Below are 17357 nucleotides of genomic sequence, written 5' to 3'. Positions count from 1 at the left end.
CCCTGCCACTGTTTTTATTGGCTTCAGCCGACCACTTCCAGTGGTGCGCTTTTAGTCCATACGGTTACGAATGCAACAAGCGTGCACAAACCGCAAAATCGGTGCGGTTATTTTTTCGTGTGCCGCCCGCATATGTGAAAACCTTGTGAAAACGGGGTCTCGGGCCTGTTCTGTCGCGGGCTTGACGAGATTCTCCCAATCGTGTTGCAACGCACCAAAGACGCGCAGGACAACCAAAAACGTTACCGGTTCACCCCGCCGTGAGTATTTGGCGGATACCTGACCCAGTGAGCGTAGACCCGTTGTGCAGTTTTGGTGCAAAAAAAACACGATCAAGCCTGGAGCGATCGAGCGAGGACTTACTCGAGACCTGGCAGATCAAGGATTTTCATGCGTCTCTTCACGTTCAGGCTCATGTCAGGGGCGGTGTTGGTGCGCGGATGGGATAAATGTCTCATGGCGGAGCGCCTGGCGATTTAGCGCCGGAGGCAGCGTGAAGCCCGCTGCATTCGCAGGTATGCTGCCGCTCTGTCGCTTGGCGCGCCGGTTTTCGGAACCGGCCGCTAAGCTGAGTCATACGATCAGCCGGGAGTACGTACAGTGTTTGCTTTGGATTCACGACTTCAACAGGACACCCTGGTCATCGGCGACTTTCCGTTGTGCCGGCTGTTGCTGTCCAACGACAGTAATTACCCGTGGTTCATCCTGGTGCCTCGCCGCGAGGATATAAGCGAGTTGTTTCAGTTGGATGTCGCCGATCAGCAGCAACTCTGGCGGGAAACCACCACCCTTGCCGAGTTGCTCAAGGATTCGTTCGATGCCGACAAGCTGAACGTGGCGACCCTGGGGAACGTTGTCAGTCAATTGCACATGCATGTCATCGTGCGCAAACGCGACGATGCCGCCTGGCCTGCGCCGGTCTGGGGCAAGCATCCGGCCAAGCCGTACAGCGGGGACCAGGTGGCAGCCATTCGCGAGCGCCTGCGCCTGGTACTGACTGAAGAATTCACTTTTGTGGAGGGCTGAGTCATGAGCCTTGAAGAACGCGTTACCGACCTGGAAAGCCGTCTGGCCTTTCAGGATGACACCATTCAGGCATTGAACGATGTGCTGGTGGCCCAGCAGAGGGTTATCGAGCGCCTGCAATTGCAGATGGAAGCGCTGATCAAGCGTCACGAGGAAATGGTCGGGCAGTTTGGTGCTTTTGAAGAAGATGCACCGCCGCCGCATTATTGAGCCATTCGGCAGGCACAAAAAAACCGCGAACAGTCAGGCTGCTCGCGGTTTTTTTTGCTTTGGATCAGCGACGCGGCAGGGCGGCGATCACGTCCTCGGCTTGCAGGCCTTTGTCGCGGTTCATCACCGAGAACTCGACGCGCTGGCCTTCGACCAGGACGCGATGGCCTTCGCCACGAATGGCGCGAAAGTGCACGAAAATATCATCGCCGGAGTCCCGGGAGATAAAACCGAAACCCTTGGAAGTGTTGAACCACTTCACGGTGCCGGTATCGCGATTGCTCATGTCATAGGTAGTCGGCGCGGCGGCCGGTGACGATTTGTAGAAGCTGACGGCCAGGTGCAGCAGCACGGCAACCAGCGCAATCGCCAGGCTGAACAGCACGGCCGGCTGGCCAGCGATGACCGGCATCGGTGCGATCAGGGTCAGGGTTTGCAGGACGACGGTCAGCACCAGCAGCGCGCTGACCAGATTTTGCAGATGCTGGCGCGGGCCTTTGTTCCAGTAGGGAATCACTGGAGCGATGACCAGGTTCAGCAGGCCGAAAAAGGCCAAGTAAAGTGCATCGGGCTGTTGCAGGTAAGGAACGGCTTCGGCTTTCAGGCTGGGTATGAACGACAGCAGCAAGGCTGCTGCGCCCATTAGCAGGTGGACGATTTTCAACATTTTGATTGGCTCACGTTATGACGGCTCACAAGGAAGAGCTGAAGGCGCACGGTTCGCTTCAGGACAAAATAAGAGGCGGTGGACACGTACACTGATCAGCCTATGCGCAACACCCCGGAAAATGGGGGGTGGCGACACACTGCCTATTTAACAGCAAAGCCTGCGGCTACTCAAATCAGCCCGGCCAGCGGCACGGAAACGGTCGATTTGTCGCAGTCTGATCACCGATTCATAGCTGCGAGCCAGCGCTTGCCTTGCTAAAGTGGGGCTGAACCTGCTGGATGAATTCAATCACTGTTAGGGGGTAAGCATGGCAATTGATATCGGTATCAGTGAAGAAGACCGCAAATCCATCGTCGAAGGGCTGTCGCGACTGCTGTCGGACACCTACGTGCTGTATCTGAAAACCCATAACTTCCACTGGAACGTCACTGGCCCGATGTTCCGCACGCTGCATCTGATGTTCGAAGAGCAATACAACGAGCTGGCGCTGGCCGTCGATTCGATCGCCGAGCGTATTCGTGCGTTGGGCTTTCCGGCGCCGGGTGCTTATGCGACCTACGCGCGGCTGTCCTCTATTAAAGAAGAGGTCGGTGTGCCGAGCGCCGAGGACATGATCAAGCAATTGGTCGAGGGCCAGGAAGCGGTGACCCGCACCGCGCGGGGTATTTTCCCGCTGCTGGACAAGGTCAGCGACGAGCCGACAGCCGACCTGCTGACCCAGCGTATGCAGGTGCACGAGAAAACCGCCTGGATGCTGCGCGCGCTGCTCGAGGAGTAAGTCGGCCGGTGCGGGCGCCGTCAAGCCGTCCGCACCCTGTCCAGGCTCTTACCATTGTCGTTGGCTTATCCTACGAGGCTGGTCAACAAGTCGTATGGCGATAACTTTGTCACTGGGTTTTTATGAAGGCGCAGGATGTTGCCTTATAAATCAGCAGTCATGGCAAAGGAGTGTCAACGCTATGGTAGAAGGAGACAGGCGAAGCGACAGGATGTCGGCTTCGCGGCACGTAATAAAGGTCGATCCGTTTGTCAGCGAGTTCGACATGAACCTGATCCGGCCCTTGTCCCGATCAATACGGCTCAACGGTTTCGCGACCTGCCTGCGACTCGAGCAGGTCTACTGGAACATCCTCGGCGGCATGGCCGAGGACAATCATTGTACGATCAGCACATTGTTATCCCACGTCGATCGTGAGGTGCATCTGCGGCACGGCGGGGTGAAGAACTTCAGTGCGCTGATTCGGGTAGTGTGCGTCATGAACGGGATCAAGGATCTCGCACCCGGCGTTTCGCGCTGAAACGGCAGGTACAACGAGGTTGCGGCCTGTGCAGTGTTACGGCTGCACAGGGCGCATTTAATCGATATAATCCCGCGCTTTCGCCGCAAAGCCCTGCGCGCGGCAGCAATCCGATCGCCGAGACACCCCCATGCCAATGTACGATTACCAATGTGCTTCCTGTGGTCATCAGTTGGAAGCCATTCAGAAGATCAGCGACGCACCGCTGGTCGACTGCCCTGCCTGCCAGGCGCCAGATCTGAAGAAGCAGCTGTCCATGCCGGGTTTTCGCCTCAGCGGCAACGGTTGGTACGAGACCGATTTCAAGACCGGAGCCAAGAAGAATCTGGCCGGTGGCGACAAAGCTGACTAGGGTTCAAACCCTGAACGAACGACACGCGTGAGTGGCCGCATTGCTTGAAGCGACGGTTACTCCACCGAATTTCGAATTACGAGAAGCGAACGACACCATGATGCGCAGCCACTATTGCGGCCAACTGAACGAAAGCCTGGAAGGCCAGGAAATTACCCTTTGCGGATGGGTCCACCGTCGCCGCGACCACGGCGGGGTGATTTTCCTCGATATCCGTGATCGTGACGGTCTGGCCCAGGTGGTGTTCGATCCGGATCGCGCCGAGAGCTTCGCCGCCGCCGATCGCGTGCGCAGCGAATACGTCGTGAAGATCACCGGCAAGGTGCGTCTGCGTCCGGCCGGTGCGACCAACGCCAACATGGCGTCGGGCATGATCGAAGTGCTGGGTTATGAACTGGAAGTGCTGAACGAGTCGGAAACCCCGCCGTTCCCGCTCAACGAGTTCTCCGACGTTGGCGAAGAAACCCGCCTGCGCTATCGCTTCCTCGACCTGCGTCGTCCGGAAATGGCCGAGAAGCTGCGTCTGCGTTCGCGCATGACCACCAGCATCCGCCGCTTCCTCGACGAGAACGGCTTCCTCGACGTCGAAACCCCGATCCTGACCCGTGCCACCCCGGAAGGTGCGCGTGACTATCTGGTGCCGAGCCGCACCCACGCCGGTTCGTTCTTCGCCCTGCCGCAATCGCCGCAGCTGTTCAAGCAGCTGCTGATGGTGGCCGGCTTCGACCGTTACTACCAGATCGCCAAGTGCTTCCGTGACGAAGACCTGCGTGCCGACCGTCAGCCGGAATTCACCCAGATCGACATCGAGACCAGCTTCCTCGATGAAAAAGAGATCATGGGCCTGACCGAGCAGATGATCCGCAACCTGTTCAAGGAAGTGCTGGATCTGGAATTCGGCGAATTCCCGCACATGACCTTCGAAGAGGCCATGCGCCGCTATGGTTCGGACAAGCCGGACCTGCGTATTCCGCTGGAACTGGTCGACGTTGCCGACCAGCTCAAAGAAGTCGACTTCAAGGTATTCAGCGGCCCGGCCAACGATCCGAAGTGCCGTATCGCCGCACTGCGCGTTCCAGGCGGGGCGAGCATGCCGCGCAAGCAGATCGACGATTACACCAAGTTTGTCGGCATCTACGGTGCCAAGGGCCTGGCGTACATCAAGGTCAACGAGCGCGCGGCCGGTGTTGAAGGTCTGCAATCGCCGATCGTGAAGAACATTCCTGAAGACAAGCTCAACGTGATCCTCGATCGCGTCGGCGCTGTCGACGGCGACATCGTGTTCTTCGGTGCCGACAAGGCCAAGATCGTCAGCGAAGCCCTGGGCGCGCTGCGTATCAAGCTCGGTCACGACCTCAAGCTGCTGACCTGCGAGTGGGCGCCAATGTGGGTCGTCGACTTCCCGATGTTCGAAGAGAACGACGACGGCAGCTTCTCCGCGCTGCACCACCCGTTCACCGCACCGAAGTGCACCCCGCAGGAACTCGAAGCCAACCCGGCCGGCGCGCTGTCCCGTGCGTACGACATGGTGCTGAACGGCACCGAGTTGGGCGGCGGTTCGATCCGTATCCACCGCAAGGAAATGCAGCAAGCGGTTTTCCGTCTGCTGGGCATCAACGAAGCGGAGCAGGAAGAGAAGTTCGGCTTCCTGCTCGACGCGCTGAAGTACGGTGCACCGCCGCACGGTGGTCTGGCCTTCGGTCTGGACCGTCTGGTGATGCTGATGACCGGCGCCCAGTCGATCCGTGAAGTGATCGCCTTCCCGAAAACCCAGAGTGCTGCCGACGTGATGACGCAGGCTCCGGGCGTGGTCGACGCCAAGGCATTGCGCGAGCTGCACATTCGCCTGCGCGAAACGCCAAAGGCTGAGTAAGACGGGCCTGAAGGCGCATCTTCGGATGCGCCTTTTTTCTTTCTCAGGTCGAATTTTTCAATTGCCGGCCGCTGCCTCGGCAGGGCGGGCAAGGTTTCAAAGAGCATTCGGAGCAAGTTATGGCAGGTCATTCCAAGTGGGCAAACATCAAGCACCGCAAAGAACGTCAGGATGCCAAGAGGGGCAAGATCTTCACCAAGTGGATCCGTGAACTGACCGTTGCCGCCCGTCAGGGTGGCGGTGATCCGGGTTCCAACCCGCGTTTGCGTCTGGCGCTGGACAAGGCGTTGAGCGCCAACATGAGCCGCGACATCATCGACCGCGCCGTCGCGCGCGGTGCCGGTGCCACCGAAGCGGACAACGTTGAAGAACTGACCTACGAAGGCTACGTCCCGGGCGGTGTGGCGGTGATGGTCGAGTGCATGACCGACAACCGCAACCGCACCGCTGCGGCTGTGCGTCACGCGTTCAGCAAGTGTGGAGGCAACCTCGGCACCGACGGTTCGGTGGCGTATCTGTTCGAACGCAAGGGCCAGATCAGCTTCGCCCCGGGCGTCGATGAAGACGCGCTGACCGAAGCGGCGCTGGAAGCCGACGCCGATGACGTGGTCACCCACGAAGACGGTTCGATCGACGTGTTCACCTCGTTCACCGGTTTCTATGCGGTGCGCAACGCGCTGGAAGCGGCCGGGTTCAAGGGCGACGACGCGGAAATCGTGATGCAGCCAACCACCAGCGCCGAGCTGGATCTGGAAGGCGCGGAAAAAGTGCTCAAGCTGATCGACATGCTCGAGGACCTGGATGACGTGCAGAACGTTTATTCCAACGCGGATATCCCGGAAGACGTCGCTGCTCAGCTGGGTTGATTAGCGACTAGTCTTCCCTGTGGGAGCGAGCCTGCTCGCGAAAGCGGTGTGTCATTCAGCACCTGTGTTGCTGATATACCGCGTTCGCGAGCAGGCTCGCTCCCACATTTGCTATTAGGTGTCAGGTAAATCGTTTTTATGAATCTGCAGGCGTTATGACTCTAATTCTTGGTATCGACCCCGGTTCGCGCATCACCGGTTACGGGATCGTTCGCGATACCGGGCGGGGCGGCTGCATCTATGTGGCTTCGGGCTGCATTCGCACCGGTTCCGGCGAGCTGCATGAGCGTCTGCAGATCGTCTATCGCGGCGTGCGCGAGATCATCAAGACCTATGGCCCGGTGACCATGGGCATCGAAAAGGTGTTCATGGCGAAAAACGCCGACTCGGCGCTGAAGCTCGGTCAGGCGCGCGGCGCTGCGATTGTTGCTGGCGCTGAAGAATGCCTGGAAATTGCCGAGTACACCGCCACGCAAGTCAAACAGGCCGTGGTCGGCACGGGCGCGGCCAATAAAGAGCAGGTGCAGATGATGGTCATGCACATGCTCAAATTGACCAGCAAGCCGCAAATCGACGCCTCCGACGCCCTGGCGATCGCCATCTGCCATGCGCATACACGCTCGAGCCTGCTCCCCCACGGTCTGGGAACCGCACGCAGTCGTGGCGGGCGCCTGCGTCTCTGATAGCATCAGCATCAATTTTCCTGAAAGTGGCTTTTCGGTGCCTGTGTTGCCGGCGCGCAAGCCCCCTTCAATCGTCGCCAGCCCACGGCTGGCCAGCGCTCAAGGATTTCAAACGTGATTGGACGCTTGCGCGGCACCCTGGCTGAGAAACAGCCGCCGCACCTGATTCTCGATGTAAACGGCCTCGGCTATGAGGTGGAAGTGCCGATGACCACCCTTTATCGCCTGCCGTCGGTCGGTGAACCGCTGACCCTGCACACCCACTTGGTCGTACGCGAAGATGCGCAATTGCTCTATGGTTTTGCCGGCAAGCGTGAGCGAGACTTCTTCCGCGAGCTGATCCGTCTCAACGGGGTCGGGCCGAAACTGGCGCTGGCGCTGATGTCGAGCCTGGAAGTCGATGAGCTGGTGCGTTGCGTGCAGTCTCAGGACACCTCGGCGCTGACCAAGGTGCCTGGGGTTGGCAAGAAGACTGCCGAGCGTTTGCTGGTCGAATTGAAAGACCGTTTCAAAGCCTGGGAAACTTCGCCGGCGATGTTTGCGCTGGTGCCGAATCAGCCGGACGGCCCGGCGCCGGTCAACAGCGCCGAGACCGATGCCGTCAGTGCGTTGATATCCCTGGGCTACAAGCCGCAGGAAGCGAGCAAGGCGATTTCCGCGATCAAAGACAAGAACCTGAGCAGCGAAGACCTGATCCGCCGCGCTCTGAAGGGAATGATTTAAGTGATTGAAGCTGACCGTCTGATCGCCGCCGCGCACAGCCCGCGCGAGCGCGAAGAAGTCCAGGACCGGGCGATTCGTCCCGTCAGCCTGGCCGATTACATTGGCCAGCCGACCGTGCGCGAGCAGATGGAACTGTTCATCCAGGCCGCCCGTGGCCGTAGCGAATCCCTCGATCACACCTTGATCTTCGGCCCGCCGGGTCTGGGCAAGACCACGCTGGCGAACATCATTGCCCAGGAAATGGGCGTGTCGATCAAGAGCACTTCGGGCCCGGTGCTTGAGCGTCCCGGTGATCTGGCCGCATTGCTGACCAATCTCGAGCCGCACGACGTGCTGTTCATCGACGAAATCCATCGACTGTCGCCGATCGTTGAAGAAGTGCTGTATCCGGCGATGGAAGATTTCCAGCTCGACATCATGATCGGCGAAGGGCCGGCAGCGCGCTCGATCAAGCTGGATCTGCCGCCGTTCACTCTGGTCGGTGCGACTACCCGCGCGGGCATGCTGACCAATCCGCTGCGTGACCGCTTCGGTATCGTCCAGCGCCTGGAGTTCTACAGCACCGCCGACCTGGCAACGATCGTCAGCCGTTCGGCGGCGATTCTGGGTCTGCCGCTGGATCCGGAAGGTTCGTTCGAGATCGCCCGTCGTGCTCGTGGCACGCCACGAATTGCCAACCGGCTGCTGCGCCGAGTACGCGACTTCGCCGAGGTCCGCGCCAAGGGCCACATCACCAAAGCGGTCGCAGATCTGGCGCTGAACCTGCTGGATGTCGACGAACACGGTTTCGATCACCAGGACCGGCGACTGCTGCTGACCATGATCGAGAAATTCGACGGCGGCCCGGTCGGGATCGACAGTCTGGCGGCGGCAATCAGTGAAGAACGCCACACCATTGAAGACGTGCTCGAGCCCTATCTGATCCAGCAGGGCTATATCATGCGCACACCCCGGGGCAGGGTGGTGACGCGCCATGCCTACCTGCATTTCGGTTTGAACGTTCCATCGCGTATGGGTGAGATGCCCGTGGCAGACGAGTTTCTCGACGCCGTGGACGATTGATACACATTTGTTGGTGATTTATTCAGGGTTTGTACGGTCATAGGACGGTACTTTTGCGTTATAGCTTTGAAACCACGAAAAACAGTTGCCTGCCGGATTGGCAACCTGAGGAGTAAGCACTAGAGTATGCGCGCGCAAAACGGGCTTGGGCCGTTCGCACATCGTTGTCGCGTTTATTACGAGGACACCGATGCGGGCGGCATCGTGTATTACGTTAATTACCTCAAGTTTATGGAACGGGCTCGAACCGAACGGCTACGGGAACTGGGCTTTGCCCAATCGCAGCTGGCCGGAGAGGACCTGTTGTTCGTCGTGCATTCCAGCGAAGCGCGCTACCACGCGCCGGCGCGACTGGATGACGAACTGCTGGTAAGCGCTGATGTAACCGAATTGAACCGTGCCAGCCTGCGCTTCAGACAGCAGGTCAGGCGGGCCACGGATAATGTGCTGCTCTGCGAAGGGCAGTTTTTGGTGGCCTGCGTGCGCACCGACAGTTTGAAACCCCGGGCCCTTCCCGAAGACCTGCGTGCGGCCTTTGCCGACGCGGTCGGCCCGGGTACACACTCAGAGCAGGAGATAAAGCGTGGAAGCTAACGTCGTCGACCATTCCTCCATGTGGAGCCTGGTCAGCAATGCCAGCATCGTGGTGCAGTTGGTAATGTTGACCCTGGTGGCCGCATCGGTGACCTCATGGATCATGATCTTTCAGCGCAGCAACTTGCTGCGTGCCGGTCGACGCGCCCTGGAGAGCTTCGAAGAGCGCTTCTGGTCGGGTATCGATCTGTCCAAACTGTACCGTCAGGCCGGCAGCAATCCCGATCCGGATTCGGGCGTCGAGCAGATCTTCCGTGCCGGTTTCAAGGAATTCTCCCGTCTGCGTCAGCAGCCAGGTGTCGATCCTGAAGCCGTGATGGAAGGTGTCGCTCGTGCCATGCGCGTGGCCATCTCCCGTGAAGAAGAGAAGCTGGAGCAGAGCCTGCCGTTTCTCGCCACCGTCGGTTCGGTCAGCCCATACATCGGTCTGTTCGGTACCGTCTGGGGGATCATGAACTCCTTCCGCGGTCTGGCCAGCGCCCAGCAGGCGACCCTTGCCACCGTTGCCCCGGGTATCGCCGAAGCCCTGATCGCCACGGCGATCGGCCTGTTCGCTGCGATTCCGGCGGTCATCGCTTACAACCGTTTTGCTGCACGCAGCGAAACCTTGCTGGGCCGCTACTACACCTTCGCCGATGAATTCCAGGCGATCCTGCACCGCAAAGTGCACACCAGCGAAGAATAAGCAGGTATTTCCCGATGGCTTTAATCGCTCGAGCTCGCAAAAAGCGCAAGCCGGTCGCCGAGATGAACGTGGTGCCCTACATCGACGTGATGTTGGTGCTGCTGGTCATCTTCATGGTGACCGCGCCGATGCTCAATCAGGGCGTGAAAGTTGATCTGCCCAAGGTTTCCAGCGAAGCCTTGCCGCAGGACAACAACACCCAGGTCCTGACCATTTCGATCAAGGCTGACAAGACCTACTACTGGAACCTTGGCAGCGAAGTCGACACCGAGAAGCAACAGGACAGGGCCATGACCCTGCCGCAGATGACTGACGCAGTGACCAAGATCATTCGTGTCGGCACCGAAGGCGGCAAACGCACCCAGGTGTTCATTCGTGGCGACAAGACTGTCGACTACGGCGCCGTCATGGGTGCCATGGGCGGGTTGCAGAAAGCCGGGGTCGGTAACGTTGGTCTGATTACCGAGGCCCCCTGATGCAGCAACAGCGAGAGCCGTCCGCCTCGGAAAGCTACTTCTGGCCTAGTGTTCTGGCAATTGTCCTGCACGTGCTGGTATTCGGCATGCTGTTCGTCAGTTTTGCCTTCACGCCCGAACTGCCGCCGGCCAAGCCGATCGTCCAGGCGACTCTGTACCAGCTGAAATCGAAAAGTCCGGCGACTACCCAGACCAATCAGAAGATTGCGGGTGAGGCGAAGAAAACTGCCGCGCGCCAGACTGAAGTCGAACAGCTCGAACAGAAAAAGATCGAGCAGGAAGCGGTGAAAGCGGCGGAACAAAAGAAAGAGGAAGCGGCTCAAAAGGCCGAGGAAGCGAAGAAGGCCGACGAGGCGAAAAAAGCGGACGAAGCGAAAAAGGCTGATGAAGCCAAAAAAGCCGACGACGCGAAGAAAGCCGAAGCCAAAAAAGCCGAAGAGAAACAATTGGCTGATATAGCCAAGAAGAAGGCCGAAGACGAAGCTAAAAAGGCTGCTGAGGAAGAGGCCAAGAAAGCCGCTGCCGAAGAAGCCAAGAAGAAGATCGTCGAAGACGCGAAGAAGAAAGCCGCCGAAGACGCCAAGAAGAAAGCTGAAGCTGAAGAGGCGAAGAAGAAAGTCGCCGAAGACGCGAAGAAAAAGGCTGCTGCTGACGCTGCCAAGAAAAAGGCCCAGGATGCAGCGCGCAAGTCGGCTGAAGACAAAAAGGCTCAGGCGTTGGCTGAGTTGCTTTCGGACAAGACGGATCGGGCAGCGACCAAGGCGGACGAACTTGGCGACAGCGTAGCGGGTGATTTCGATGACCTGATCAGGCTCCGTGTTTCGGAGGGTTGGAATCTTCCACCTTCGGCGCGTAAAGGCATGAAAGTGGAGCTTCGGATCAGTATGTTGCCGGACGGTACCGTAACGGGTGCTACGGTCACAAAGTCCAGCGGCGATGCTCCATTTGACGCTTCTGCGGTAGCCGCGGTTAAGAATATCGGGCGATTGACGGAAATGCAGGGCTTGAGCCCCGCTGATTTTGCTCCGTATCGCTCATTCAAGATGACATTCAATCCTGAGGATTTAGGCTTGTGAGAACTATTCTTCGATCAATGCTGGTCGTTATCTGCTGCCTTGCAGGGATAGCGGTAGCAGACGAAAAGAACATCCTGATCAGCAGTGGCACTGACCGGGCTACGCCGATCGCCGTCGTTCCATTCGGCATGCAGGGCGGTGCCGTGCTGCCGGATGACATGGCAGAAATTATCGGTAACGATTTGCGCAACTCTGGCTATTACGCGCCGATCCCCAAGCAGAACATGATCAGCCAGCCAAGCCAGCCGAGCGAAATCATCTTCCGTGACTGGAAGGCATTGGGTGCTCAATACGTGATGGTCGGCAGCATTGCTCCAGCGGGCGGTCGTCTGCAGGTGCAGTGGGCACTGTTCAACGTTGCCACCGAACAGAAAGTGGCTGACGGCAGTGTTTCCGGTACTACCGACCAGATCCGTGACATGGCGCACTTCATTTCCGATCAGTCGTTCCAGAAGCTGACCGGCATCGACGGCGCGTTCTCGACGCGTCTGCTGTACGTAACCGCCGAGCGCTTCTCCGAGAAGAACACGCGTTACACCCTGCAACGTTCCGACTATGACGGCGCTCGTGCAGTGACGCTGCTGCAATCCCGTGAGCCGATCCTGTCGCCACGTTTCGCACCGGATGGCAAACGTATCGCCTATGTGTCGTTCGAGCAGAAGCGTCCGCGCATCTTCATGCAGAACATCGACACCGGTCGCCGTGAGCAGATCACCAACTTCGAAGGCCTCAACGGCGCGCCAGCCTGGTCGCCGGATGGCAATCGCCTGGCGTTCGTGCTGTCGAAAGACGGTAACCCGGACATCTACGTGATGAACCTCGGTTCGCGCCAGATCAGCCGCGTAACCAATGGCCAGGGCATCAATACCGAACCGTTCTGGGGCAAGGATGGCTCGACCATCTACTTCACCTCCGACCGTGGCGGCAAGCCGCAAATCTATAAAACCAGCGTCGGTGGCGGTGGGGCCGAGCGTGTGACGTTCGTGGGCAACTACAACGCCAACCCGAAACTTTCGGCTGATGAAAAGACTTTGGTGATGATCCATCGTCAGGATGGCTTCACCAATTTCAAGGTGGCAGCTCAGGATCTGCAGCGGGGTAGTGTAAAGATCCTCACTGATAGCACTCTGGACGAGTCACCTACTGTTGCGCCCAACGGCACCATGGTAATCTACGCCACCCGCCAACAGGGCCGGGGAGTCTTGATGCTCGTGTCCATTAATGGGCGCGTGAGGCTCCCGCTTCCTACCGCTCAAGGCGAAGTCAGAGAACCGTCCTGGTCCCCTTACCTGAAGTGAGCGGGCGCTACACGTTTTACTTAACACACTGGGGTTCATTAGGAGTTTCACGATGGAAATGCTGAAGTTTGGTAAATTTGCTGCGCTGGCTCTGGCCATGGCTGTAGCTGTAGGTTGCTCGTCCAAAGGCGGCGACAACGCCGGCGAAGGCGCTGTTGATCCAAACGCTGGTTACGGCGCAAACACCGGTGCCGTTGACGGCTCCCTGAGCGAAGAAGCTGCTCTGCGCGCAATCACCACCTTCTACTTCGAATACGACAGCTCGGACCTGAAGCCAGAAGCCATGCGCGCTCTGGACGTTCACGCCAAAGACCTGAAAGCAAACGGCGCTCGCGTTGTTCTGGAAGGCAACACCGACGAACGTGGTACTCGTGAGTACAACATGGCACTGGGCGAGCGTCGTGCGAAAGCCGTTCAGCGCTACCTGGTACTGCAAGGTGTTTCCCCAGCTCAGCTGGAACTGGTTTCCTACGGCGAAGAGCGTCCAGTTGCTACCGGCAACGACGAGCAGTCCTGGGCCCAGAACCGTCGCGTCGAACTGCGTAAGTAATTCGATATGCGAACGTGCCGTCGTGCTGTAACTGTTCTGGCTCTCAGCCTCGCGCCGCTTGCGGCGTGGGCTGCGGTTCCTGTGGTCGATGACAACTCCGGTTATAACAATAGCGGGAGCAGTTATCCGCCTGCGGGTTACGGTACGAACGGCGCCTATGCCGGGGGAGCGGCTTCGGCCCCTGCCTCGGCACAAGGCATGCTGTTCAACCAATTGCAACAGATGCAGGATCAGATCTCGCGCCAACAGGGCGTGATCGAAGAACTGCAGAATCAGGTTGCGCGCATGAAGCAGGAATCCCTGGAGCGATACCAGGATCTTGATCGGCGCATAGGATCCGGCGTTGCACCAGCCGCGACTCCCGAGAATTCTTCTGCCGGCGGCGATGCAAGTGCTGCTGCCGGTGCTGCCGCAGGCGCGGGTGCTGCTGCGGCCGCCCAAGCCCCTGCTGCGGGTAGCGAACCGGCTGATCCGGCCAAGGAAAAGCTGTATTACGATGCCGCTTTCGACCTGATCAAAGCCAAGGATTTCGACAAGGCCAGCCAGGCCTTCGCGGCTTTCCTGCGCAAATATCCGAACAGCCAGTACGCGGGCAACGCTCAGTACTGGTTGGGCGAAGTGAACCTGGCCAAGGGTGATCTGCAAGGTGCAGGTCAGGCCTTTGCCAAGGTTTCGCAGCTGTATCCCAAGCACAACAAAGTGCCGGACTCGCTGTACAAACTGGCTGACGTAGAACGCCGCCTCGGTCACACCGACAAGGTCAAAGGCATTCTGCAGCAGGTGGTGTCCCAATATCCGGGCACGTCCGCCGCGCAATTGGCCCAGCGTGATCTGCAGCGCATGTAAGCCTGTTTATCCGTGTTTTGAAGAAACCCGCGCTTGTCGCGGGTTTTTTCGTTAGAATTCACGCCCTTTTTCTGAAACACGCTTCTTGCGGTCTACGCGTTGGCGGGATTGCCTGAAGTGCCTGACGGAGGCGGACAGCCTGTTTAGCTGTTACGCCCGTGGCGACTATGCAAGACACATTGAGAATCACCGAAGTTTTCTACTCGTTGCAGGGGGAAACTCGGACTGCCGGGCTGCCCACGGTTTTCGTGCGCCTGACCGGTTGCCCGTTGCGTTGCCAGTACTGCGACAGCGCTTATGCGTTCAGTGGTGGCACCGTCCGCACCCTCGACGACATCCTTGAGCAAGTGGCCGGGTTTCGCCCGCGCTACGTCTGTGTCACCGGCGGTGAGCCGTTGGCTCAGCCAAACGCTATTCCTTTGCTTGAACGGTTGTGTGATGCCGGCTACGAGGTTTCGCTGGAAACCAGCGGCGCCCTCGACGTCTCGGCGGTGGATTCACGCGTCAGTCGCGTGGTTGACCTGAAGACCCCAGGCTCGAAAGAAGCGCATCGCAACCGCTACGAGAACATCGAATTGCTGACCCGCAACGATCAGGTGAAGTTTGTCATCTGCTCGCGGGAGGACTATGACTGGGCGGTCTCCAAGCTGATCCAGTACGGCCTCGACCAGCGTGCCGGCGAAGTGCTGTTTTCTCCAAGCCACCATGACCTCAATGCTCGCGAGCTGGCGGACTGGGTGGTGGCGGACAACCTGCCGGTTCGCCTGCAATTGCAGCTGCATAAATATCTTTGGAACGACGAACCGGGGCGCTGAGATGACTGAACAACTGAACACTACCGAAAAACGTGCGGTCATCCTGCTGTCCGGCGGCCTCGACTCGGCCACCGTCGTTGCGATGGCCCGCGCCGAAGGCTACGCCTGCTACACCATGAGTTTCGATTACGGTCAGCGCTCGCATGCCGAATTGCATGCCGCCGCCCGCGTTGCTCGTGATCTGGGCGTGGTCGAGCACAAGGTCATTGGCCTGAATCTCAATGGCATGGGCGGTTCGGCCCTGACCGACACCAGTATCGACATCCCGGAGGAGCTGGGCGAAGGCATTCCGGTGACTTACGTGCCGGCACGCAATACCGTGTTCCTGTCGTTGGCATTGGGTTGGGCGGAAGTGCTCGGCGCCCGCGACATCTTCATCGGCGTCAACGCGGTGGATTATTCCGGCTACCCGGATTGCCGTCCCGAGTTCATCGAGTCGTTCGAGCGCATGGCCAATCTGGCGACCAAGGCGGGCGTGGAGGGCAACGGCTTCCGGATTCAGGCACCGTTGCAGAACCTGAGCAAGGCGCAGATCGTCCAGGCCGGCGTGAAGCTGGGCGTGGATTATGGCCTGACGGTTTCCTGCTATCAGGCAGACGATGACGGGCGCGCGTGCGGCAAATGCGACAGCTGCCGCCTGCGTGCAGAAGGCTTCGCGGCAGCTGGTGTGGACGATCCGACACCTTATTTTTGATTATTTTCAAAAAGGTGTTGAATAGTCCTTAAAAATCAGTATTATACGCGCCACCACACAGCGGGTCGTTAGCTCAGTTGGTAGAGCAGTTGGCTTTTAACCAATTGGTCGTAGGTTCGAATCCCACACGACCCACCATATTTGGCGGTTTAGAAAATCCGGAAGGCCCACGAAAGTGAGGATTTCCGGGTTTTTTTTTGCCTGCGATTCGGCTGCGTTGTGTTTCAGCGCCGCCGTGCCTGACACAGGTCAGAATCATCTTTTGTATCAACGGGATATTCTGTAGCCTTGCGCAGCTTCAACGCTGTCCGTGCCTGATGATACTCACTCTCCCGGCGGTACCTCTAGCGGTCCGGAGCCGGGTGTATACTCGACTTTCGCGCGAATGCGCCTGCAGGTCTTGCGAACATGACGCAGATTTCCGAACGCCTTCTGGTTCAAGCCCACCTCGACGCCAAACAGCCCAAACCGCTGACGGCAGAGGAAGAGGCCTACTACCGTTCCGCCATCGCCGCCGAGCTCAAGGCTCAGGACGCGGTGCTCGTGGCCCACTTCTATTGCGATCCGGTGATTCAGGCCCTGGCCGAAGAAACCGGCGGCTGTGTTTCCGATTCCCTGGAAATGGCCCGCTTCGGCAACGCCCACCCGGCCAAGACCGTGGTGGTCGCCGGCGTGAAGTTCATGGGCGAGACGGCAAAAATTCTCAACCCGGAAAAACGCGTGCTGATGCCGACCCTGGAGGCGACCTGCTCGCTGGACCTGGGTTGCCCGGTCGACGAGTTCTCGGCGTTCTGCGATCAGCATCCGGAGCGCACCGTGGTGGTTTACGCAAACACCTCCGCCGCCGTGAAGGCTCGGGCTGACTGGGTGGTGACGTCGAGCTGCGCACTGGAAATCGTCGAAAGCCTGATGGACAACGGCGAAACGATCATCTGGGGCCCGGACAAGCACCTGGGCACTTACATCCAGCGCAAGACCGGCGCCGACATGCTGCTTTGGGACGGTGCCTGCATCGTTCACGAAGAGTTCAAGTCCAAGCAGCTCGAAGACATGAAGGCGTTGTACCCGGACGCGGCGATTCTGGTTCACCCGGAGTCGCCGACATCGGTGATCGAGCTGGCCGACGCCGTCGGTTCCACCAGTCAGTTGATCGCAGCCGCACAGAGCCTGCCGAACAAGACCTTCATCGTGGCGACCGACCGCGGCATCTTCTACAAGATGCAGCAGCTGTGCCCGGACAAGGTCTTCATCGAGGCGCCTACCGCCGGCAACGGCGCGGCGTGCCGCAGTTGCGCGCATTGCCCCTGGATGGCCATGAACACCCTTGAGCGCACGCTCAAGAGCCTGAAGGAAGGCACGAACGAGATCTTCGTTGATCCGGCGCTGATCCCGCAGGCGATCCGCCCGTTGAAGCGCATGCTGGACTTCACCCAGGCAGCGCGGATGAAATTGGCCGGTAACGCATAAAACCTTTCAGGTACAACACAAAACCTGTAGGAGTGAGCCTGCTCGCGATAGCGGTGTGTCAGTCAGCGATACGCTGACTGACACACCGCTATC

Annotated in this window: 21 protein-coding genes and 1 tRNA gene; 21 read left to right on the top strand and 1 reads right to left on the bottom strand. The window is 59.0% G+C overall.

What is annotated here, in order from left to right:
• The first annotated feature begins 600 nt into the window (after nucleotides 1-600).
• Nucleotides 601-1026: an HIT family protein gene (locus tag QRN33_RS00675; RefSeq protein ID WP_159245658.1), complete on the top strand. Its 426-nt coding sequence runs from the start codon at nucleotides 601-603 to the stop codon at nucleotides 1024-1026.
• A gap of 3 nt (nucleotides 1027-1029) precedes the next feature.
• Nucleotides 1030-1236, top strand: coding sequence for a SlyX family protein (locus tag QRN33_RS00670; protein WP_016773495.1), 207 nt, complete (start codon nucleotides 1030-1032; stop codon nucleotides 1234-1236).
• A 64-nt stretch (nucleotides 1237-1300) separates the two neighbouring features.
• Here the strand turns inward: QRN33_RS00670 and QRN33_RS00665 are convergent, their stop codons facing one another.
• Nucleotides 1301-1903: a cold-shock protein gene (locus QRN33_RS00665; RefSeq protein WP_042607292.1), complete on the bottom strand. Its 603-nt coding sequence runs from the start codon at nucleotides 1901-1903 to the stop codon at nucleotides 1301-1303.
• A gap of 310 nt (nucleotides 1904-2213) precedes the next feature.
• Between QRN33_RS00665 and QRN33_RS00660 the strand changes: the two genes are divergently transcribed.
• The 19 genes from QRN33_RS00660 to nadA all read left to right on the top strand — a co-directional run bounded on the left by QRN33_RS00660 (nucleotide 2214) and on the right by nadA (nucleotide 17264).
• A complete protein-coding gene (locus QRN33_RS00660; RefSeq protein ID WP_016773497.1) occupies nucleotides 2214-2684 on the top strand; it encodes a Dps family protein in 471 nt (156 codons plus the stop codon).
• Nucleotides 2685-2865: 181 nt separating this feature from the next.
• Entirely contained in the window at nucleotides 2866-3204 is a 339-nt protein-coding gene (locus QRN33_RS00655; RefSeq protein WP_042607291.1) for a ribbon-helix-helix domain-containing protein, read from the top strand.
• Nucleotides 3205-3334: 130 nt separating this feature from the next.
• Nucleotides 3335-3556 carry an FmdB family zinc ribbon protein gene (locus QRN33_RS00650; RefSeq protein ID WP_042607290.1) on the top strand — a complete coding sequence of 74 codons (222 nt, stop codon included), beginning with the start codon at nucleotides 3335-3337 and terminating at the stop codon, nucleotides 3554-3556.
• Nucleotides 3557-3653: 97 nt separating this feature from the next.
• Nucleotides 3654-5429, top strand: a complete 1776-nt coding sequence (gene aspS, locus QRN33_RS00645) for an aspartate--tRNA ligase (protein WP_064365013.1) — start codon at nucleotides 3654-3656, stop codon at nucleotides 5427-5429.
• A 119-nt stretch (nucleotides 5430-5548) separates the two neighbouring features.
• Nucleotides 5549-6295: a YebC/PmpR family DNA-binding transcriptional regulator gene (locus QRN33_RS00640; RefSeq protein WP_285406033.1), complete on the top strand. Its 747-nt coding sequence runs from the start codon at nucleotides 5549-5551 to the stop codon at nucleotides 6293-6295.
• 155 nt (nucleotides 6296-6450) lie between these two features.
• Nucleotides 6451-6978, top strand: coding sequence for a crossover junction endodeoxyribonuclease RuvC (gene ruvC, locus QRN33_RS00635; RefSeq protein WP_016773501.1), 528 nt, complete (start codon nucleotides 6451-6453; stop codon nucleotides 6976-6978).
• A gap of 114 nt (nucleotides 6979-7092) precedes the next feature.
• Nucleotides 7093-7701, top strand: coding sequence for a Holliday junction branch migration protein RuvA (gene ruvA, locus QRN33_RS00630; RefSeq protein WP_024014088.1), 609 nt, complete (start codon nucleotides 7093-7095; stop codon nucleotides 7699-7701).
• Entirely contained in the window at nucleotides 7702-8763 is a 1062-nt protein-coding gene (gene ruvB, locus QRN33_RS00625) for a Holliday junction branch migration DNA helicase RuvB (RefSeq protein ID WP_024014087.1), read from the top strand.
• A 126-nt stretch (nucleotides 8764-8889) separates the two neighbouring features.
• Nucleotides 8890-9357, top strand: a complete 468-nt coding sequence (gene ybgC, locus QRN33_RS00620; protein ID WP_064365011.1) for a tol-pal system-associated acyl-CoA thioesterase — start codon at nucleotides 8890-8892, stop codon at nucleotides 9355-9357.
• Nucleotides 9347-10042 carry a protein TolQ gene (gene tolQ, locus QRN33_RS00615; RefSeq protein WP_008080223.1) on the top strand — a complete coding sequence of 232 codons (696 nt, stop codon included), beginning with the start codon at nucleotides 9347-9349 and terminating at the stop codon, nucleotides 10040-10042. Before ybgC ends, tolQ begins: the two co-directional genes overlap by 11 nt.
• Before the next feature lie 23 nt (nucleotides 10043-10065).
• Complete coding sequence (gene tolR / locus QRN33_RS00610; protein WP_161806102.1) at nucleotides 10066-10518, top strand: protein TolR; 453 nt, start codon at nucleotides 10066-10068, stop codon at nucleotides 10516-10518.
• Nucleotides 10518-11594, top strand: a complete 1077-nt coding sequence (tolA, locus tag QRN33_RS00605; RefSeq protein WP_042607286.1) for a cell envelope integrity protein TolA — start codon at nucleotides 10518-10520, stop codon at nucleotides 11592-11594. Before tolR ends, tolA begins: the two co-directional genes overlap by 1 nt.
• A 17-nt stretch (nucleotides 11595-11611) precedes the next feature.
• On the top strand, nucleotides 11612-12892 hold the full coding sequence (gene tolB, locus QRN33_RS00600; RefSeq protein ID WP_082367955.1) for a Tol-Pal system beta propeller repeat protein TolB: 1281 nt from the start codon (nucleotides 11612-11614) through the stop codon (nucleotides 12890-12892).
• Between the two features lie 52 nt (nucleotides 12893-12944).
• Entirely contained in the window at nucleotides 12945-13442 is a 498-nt protein-coding gene (pal, locus tag QRN33_RS00595; protein ID WP_003178634.1) for a peptidoglycan-associated lipoprotein Pal, read from the top strand.
• 6 nt (nucleotides 13443-13448) lie between these two features.
• Complete coding sequence (ybgF, locus tag QRN33_RS00590; protein WP_041479790.1) at nucleotides 13449-14288, top strand: tol-pal system protein YbgF; 840 nt, start codon at nucleotides 13449-13451, stop codon at nucleotides 14286-14288.
• A 167-nt stretch (nucleotides 14289-14455) separates the two neighbouring features.
• Nucleotides 14456-15103, top strand: a complete 648-nt coding sequence (gene queE / locus QRN33_RS00585) for a 7-carboxy-7-deazaguanine synthase QueE (protein WP_042607284.1) — start codon at nucleotides 14456-14458, stop codon at nucleotides 15101-15103.
• Between the two features lies 1 nt (nucleotide 15104).
• Nucleotides 15105-15797, top strand: a complete 693-nt coding sequence (gene queC / locus QRN33_RS00580) for a 7-cyano-7-deazaguanine synthase QueC (RefSeq protein ID WP_039758175.1) — start codon at nucleotides 15105-15107, stop codon at nucleotides 15795-15797.
• A 62-nt stretch (nucleotides 15798-15859) separates the two neighbouring features.
• Nucleotides 15860-15935 (top strand) — tRNA-Lys (locus QRN33_RS00575).
• A 270-nt stretch (nucleotides 15936-16205) separates the two neighbouring features.
• Nucleotides 16206-17264 carry a quinolinate synthase NadA gene (gene nadA, locus QRN33_RS00570; RefSeq protein ID WP_042607283.1) on the top strand — a complete coding sequence of 353 codons (1059 nt, stop codon included), beginning with the start codon at nucleotides 16206-16208 and terminating at the stop codon, nucleotides 17262-17264.
• Nucleotides 17265-17357: the final 93 nt, after the last annotated feature.

This window comes from Pseudomonas sp. FR229a (assembly GCF_030209115.1).
Lineage (GTDB): Bacteria > Pseudomonadota > Gammaproteobacteria > Pseudomonadales > Pseudomonadaceae > Aquipseudomonas > Aquipseudomonas moraviensis_A.
The sequence above is the reverse complement of the archived record's forward strand: the minus strand, read 5'-3'. Positions and strand labels throughout refer to the sequence as shown.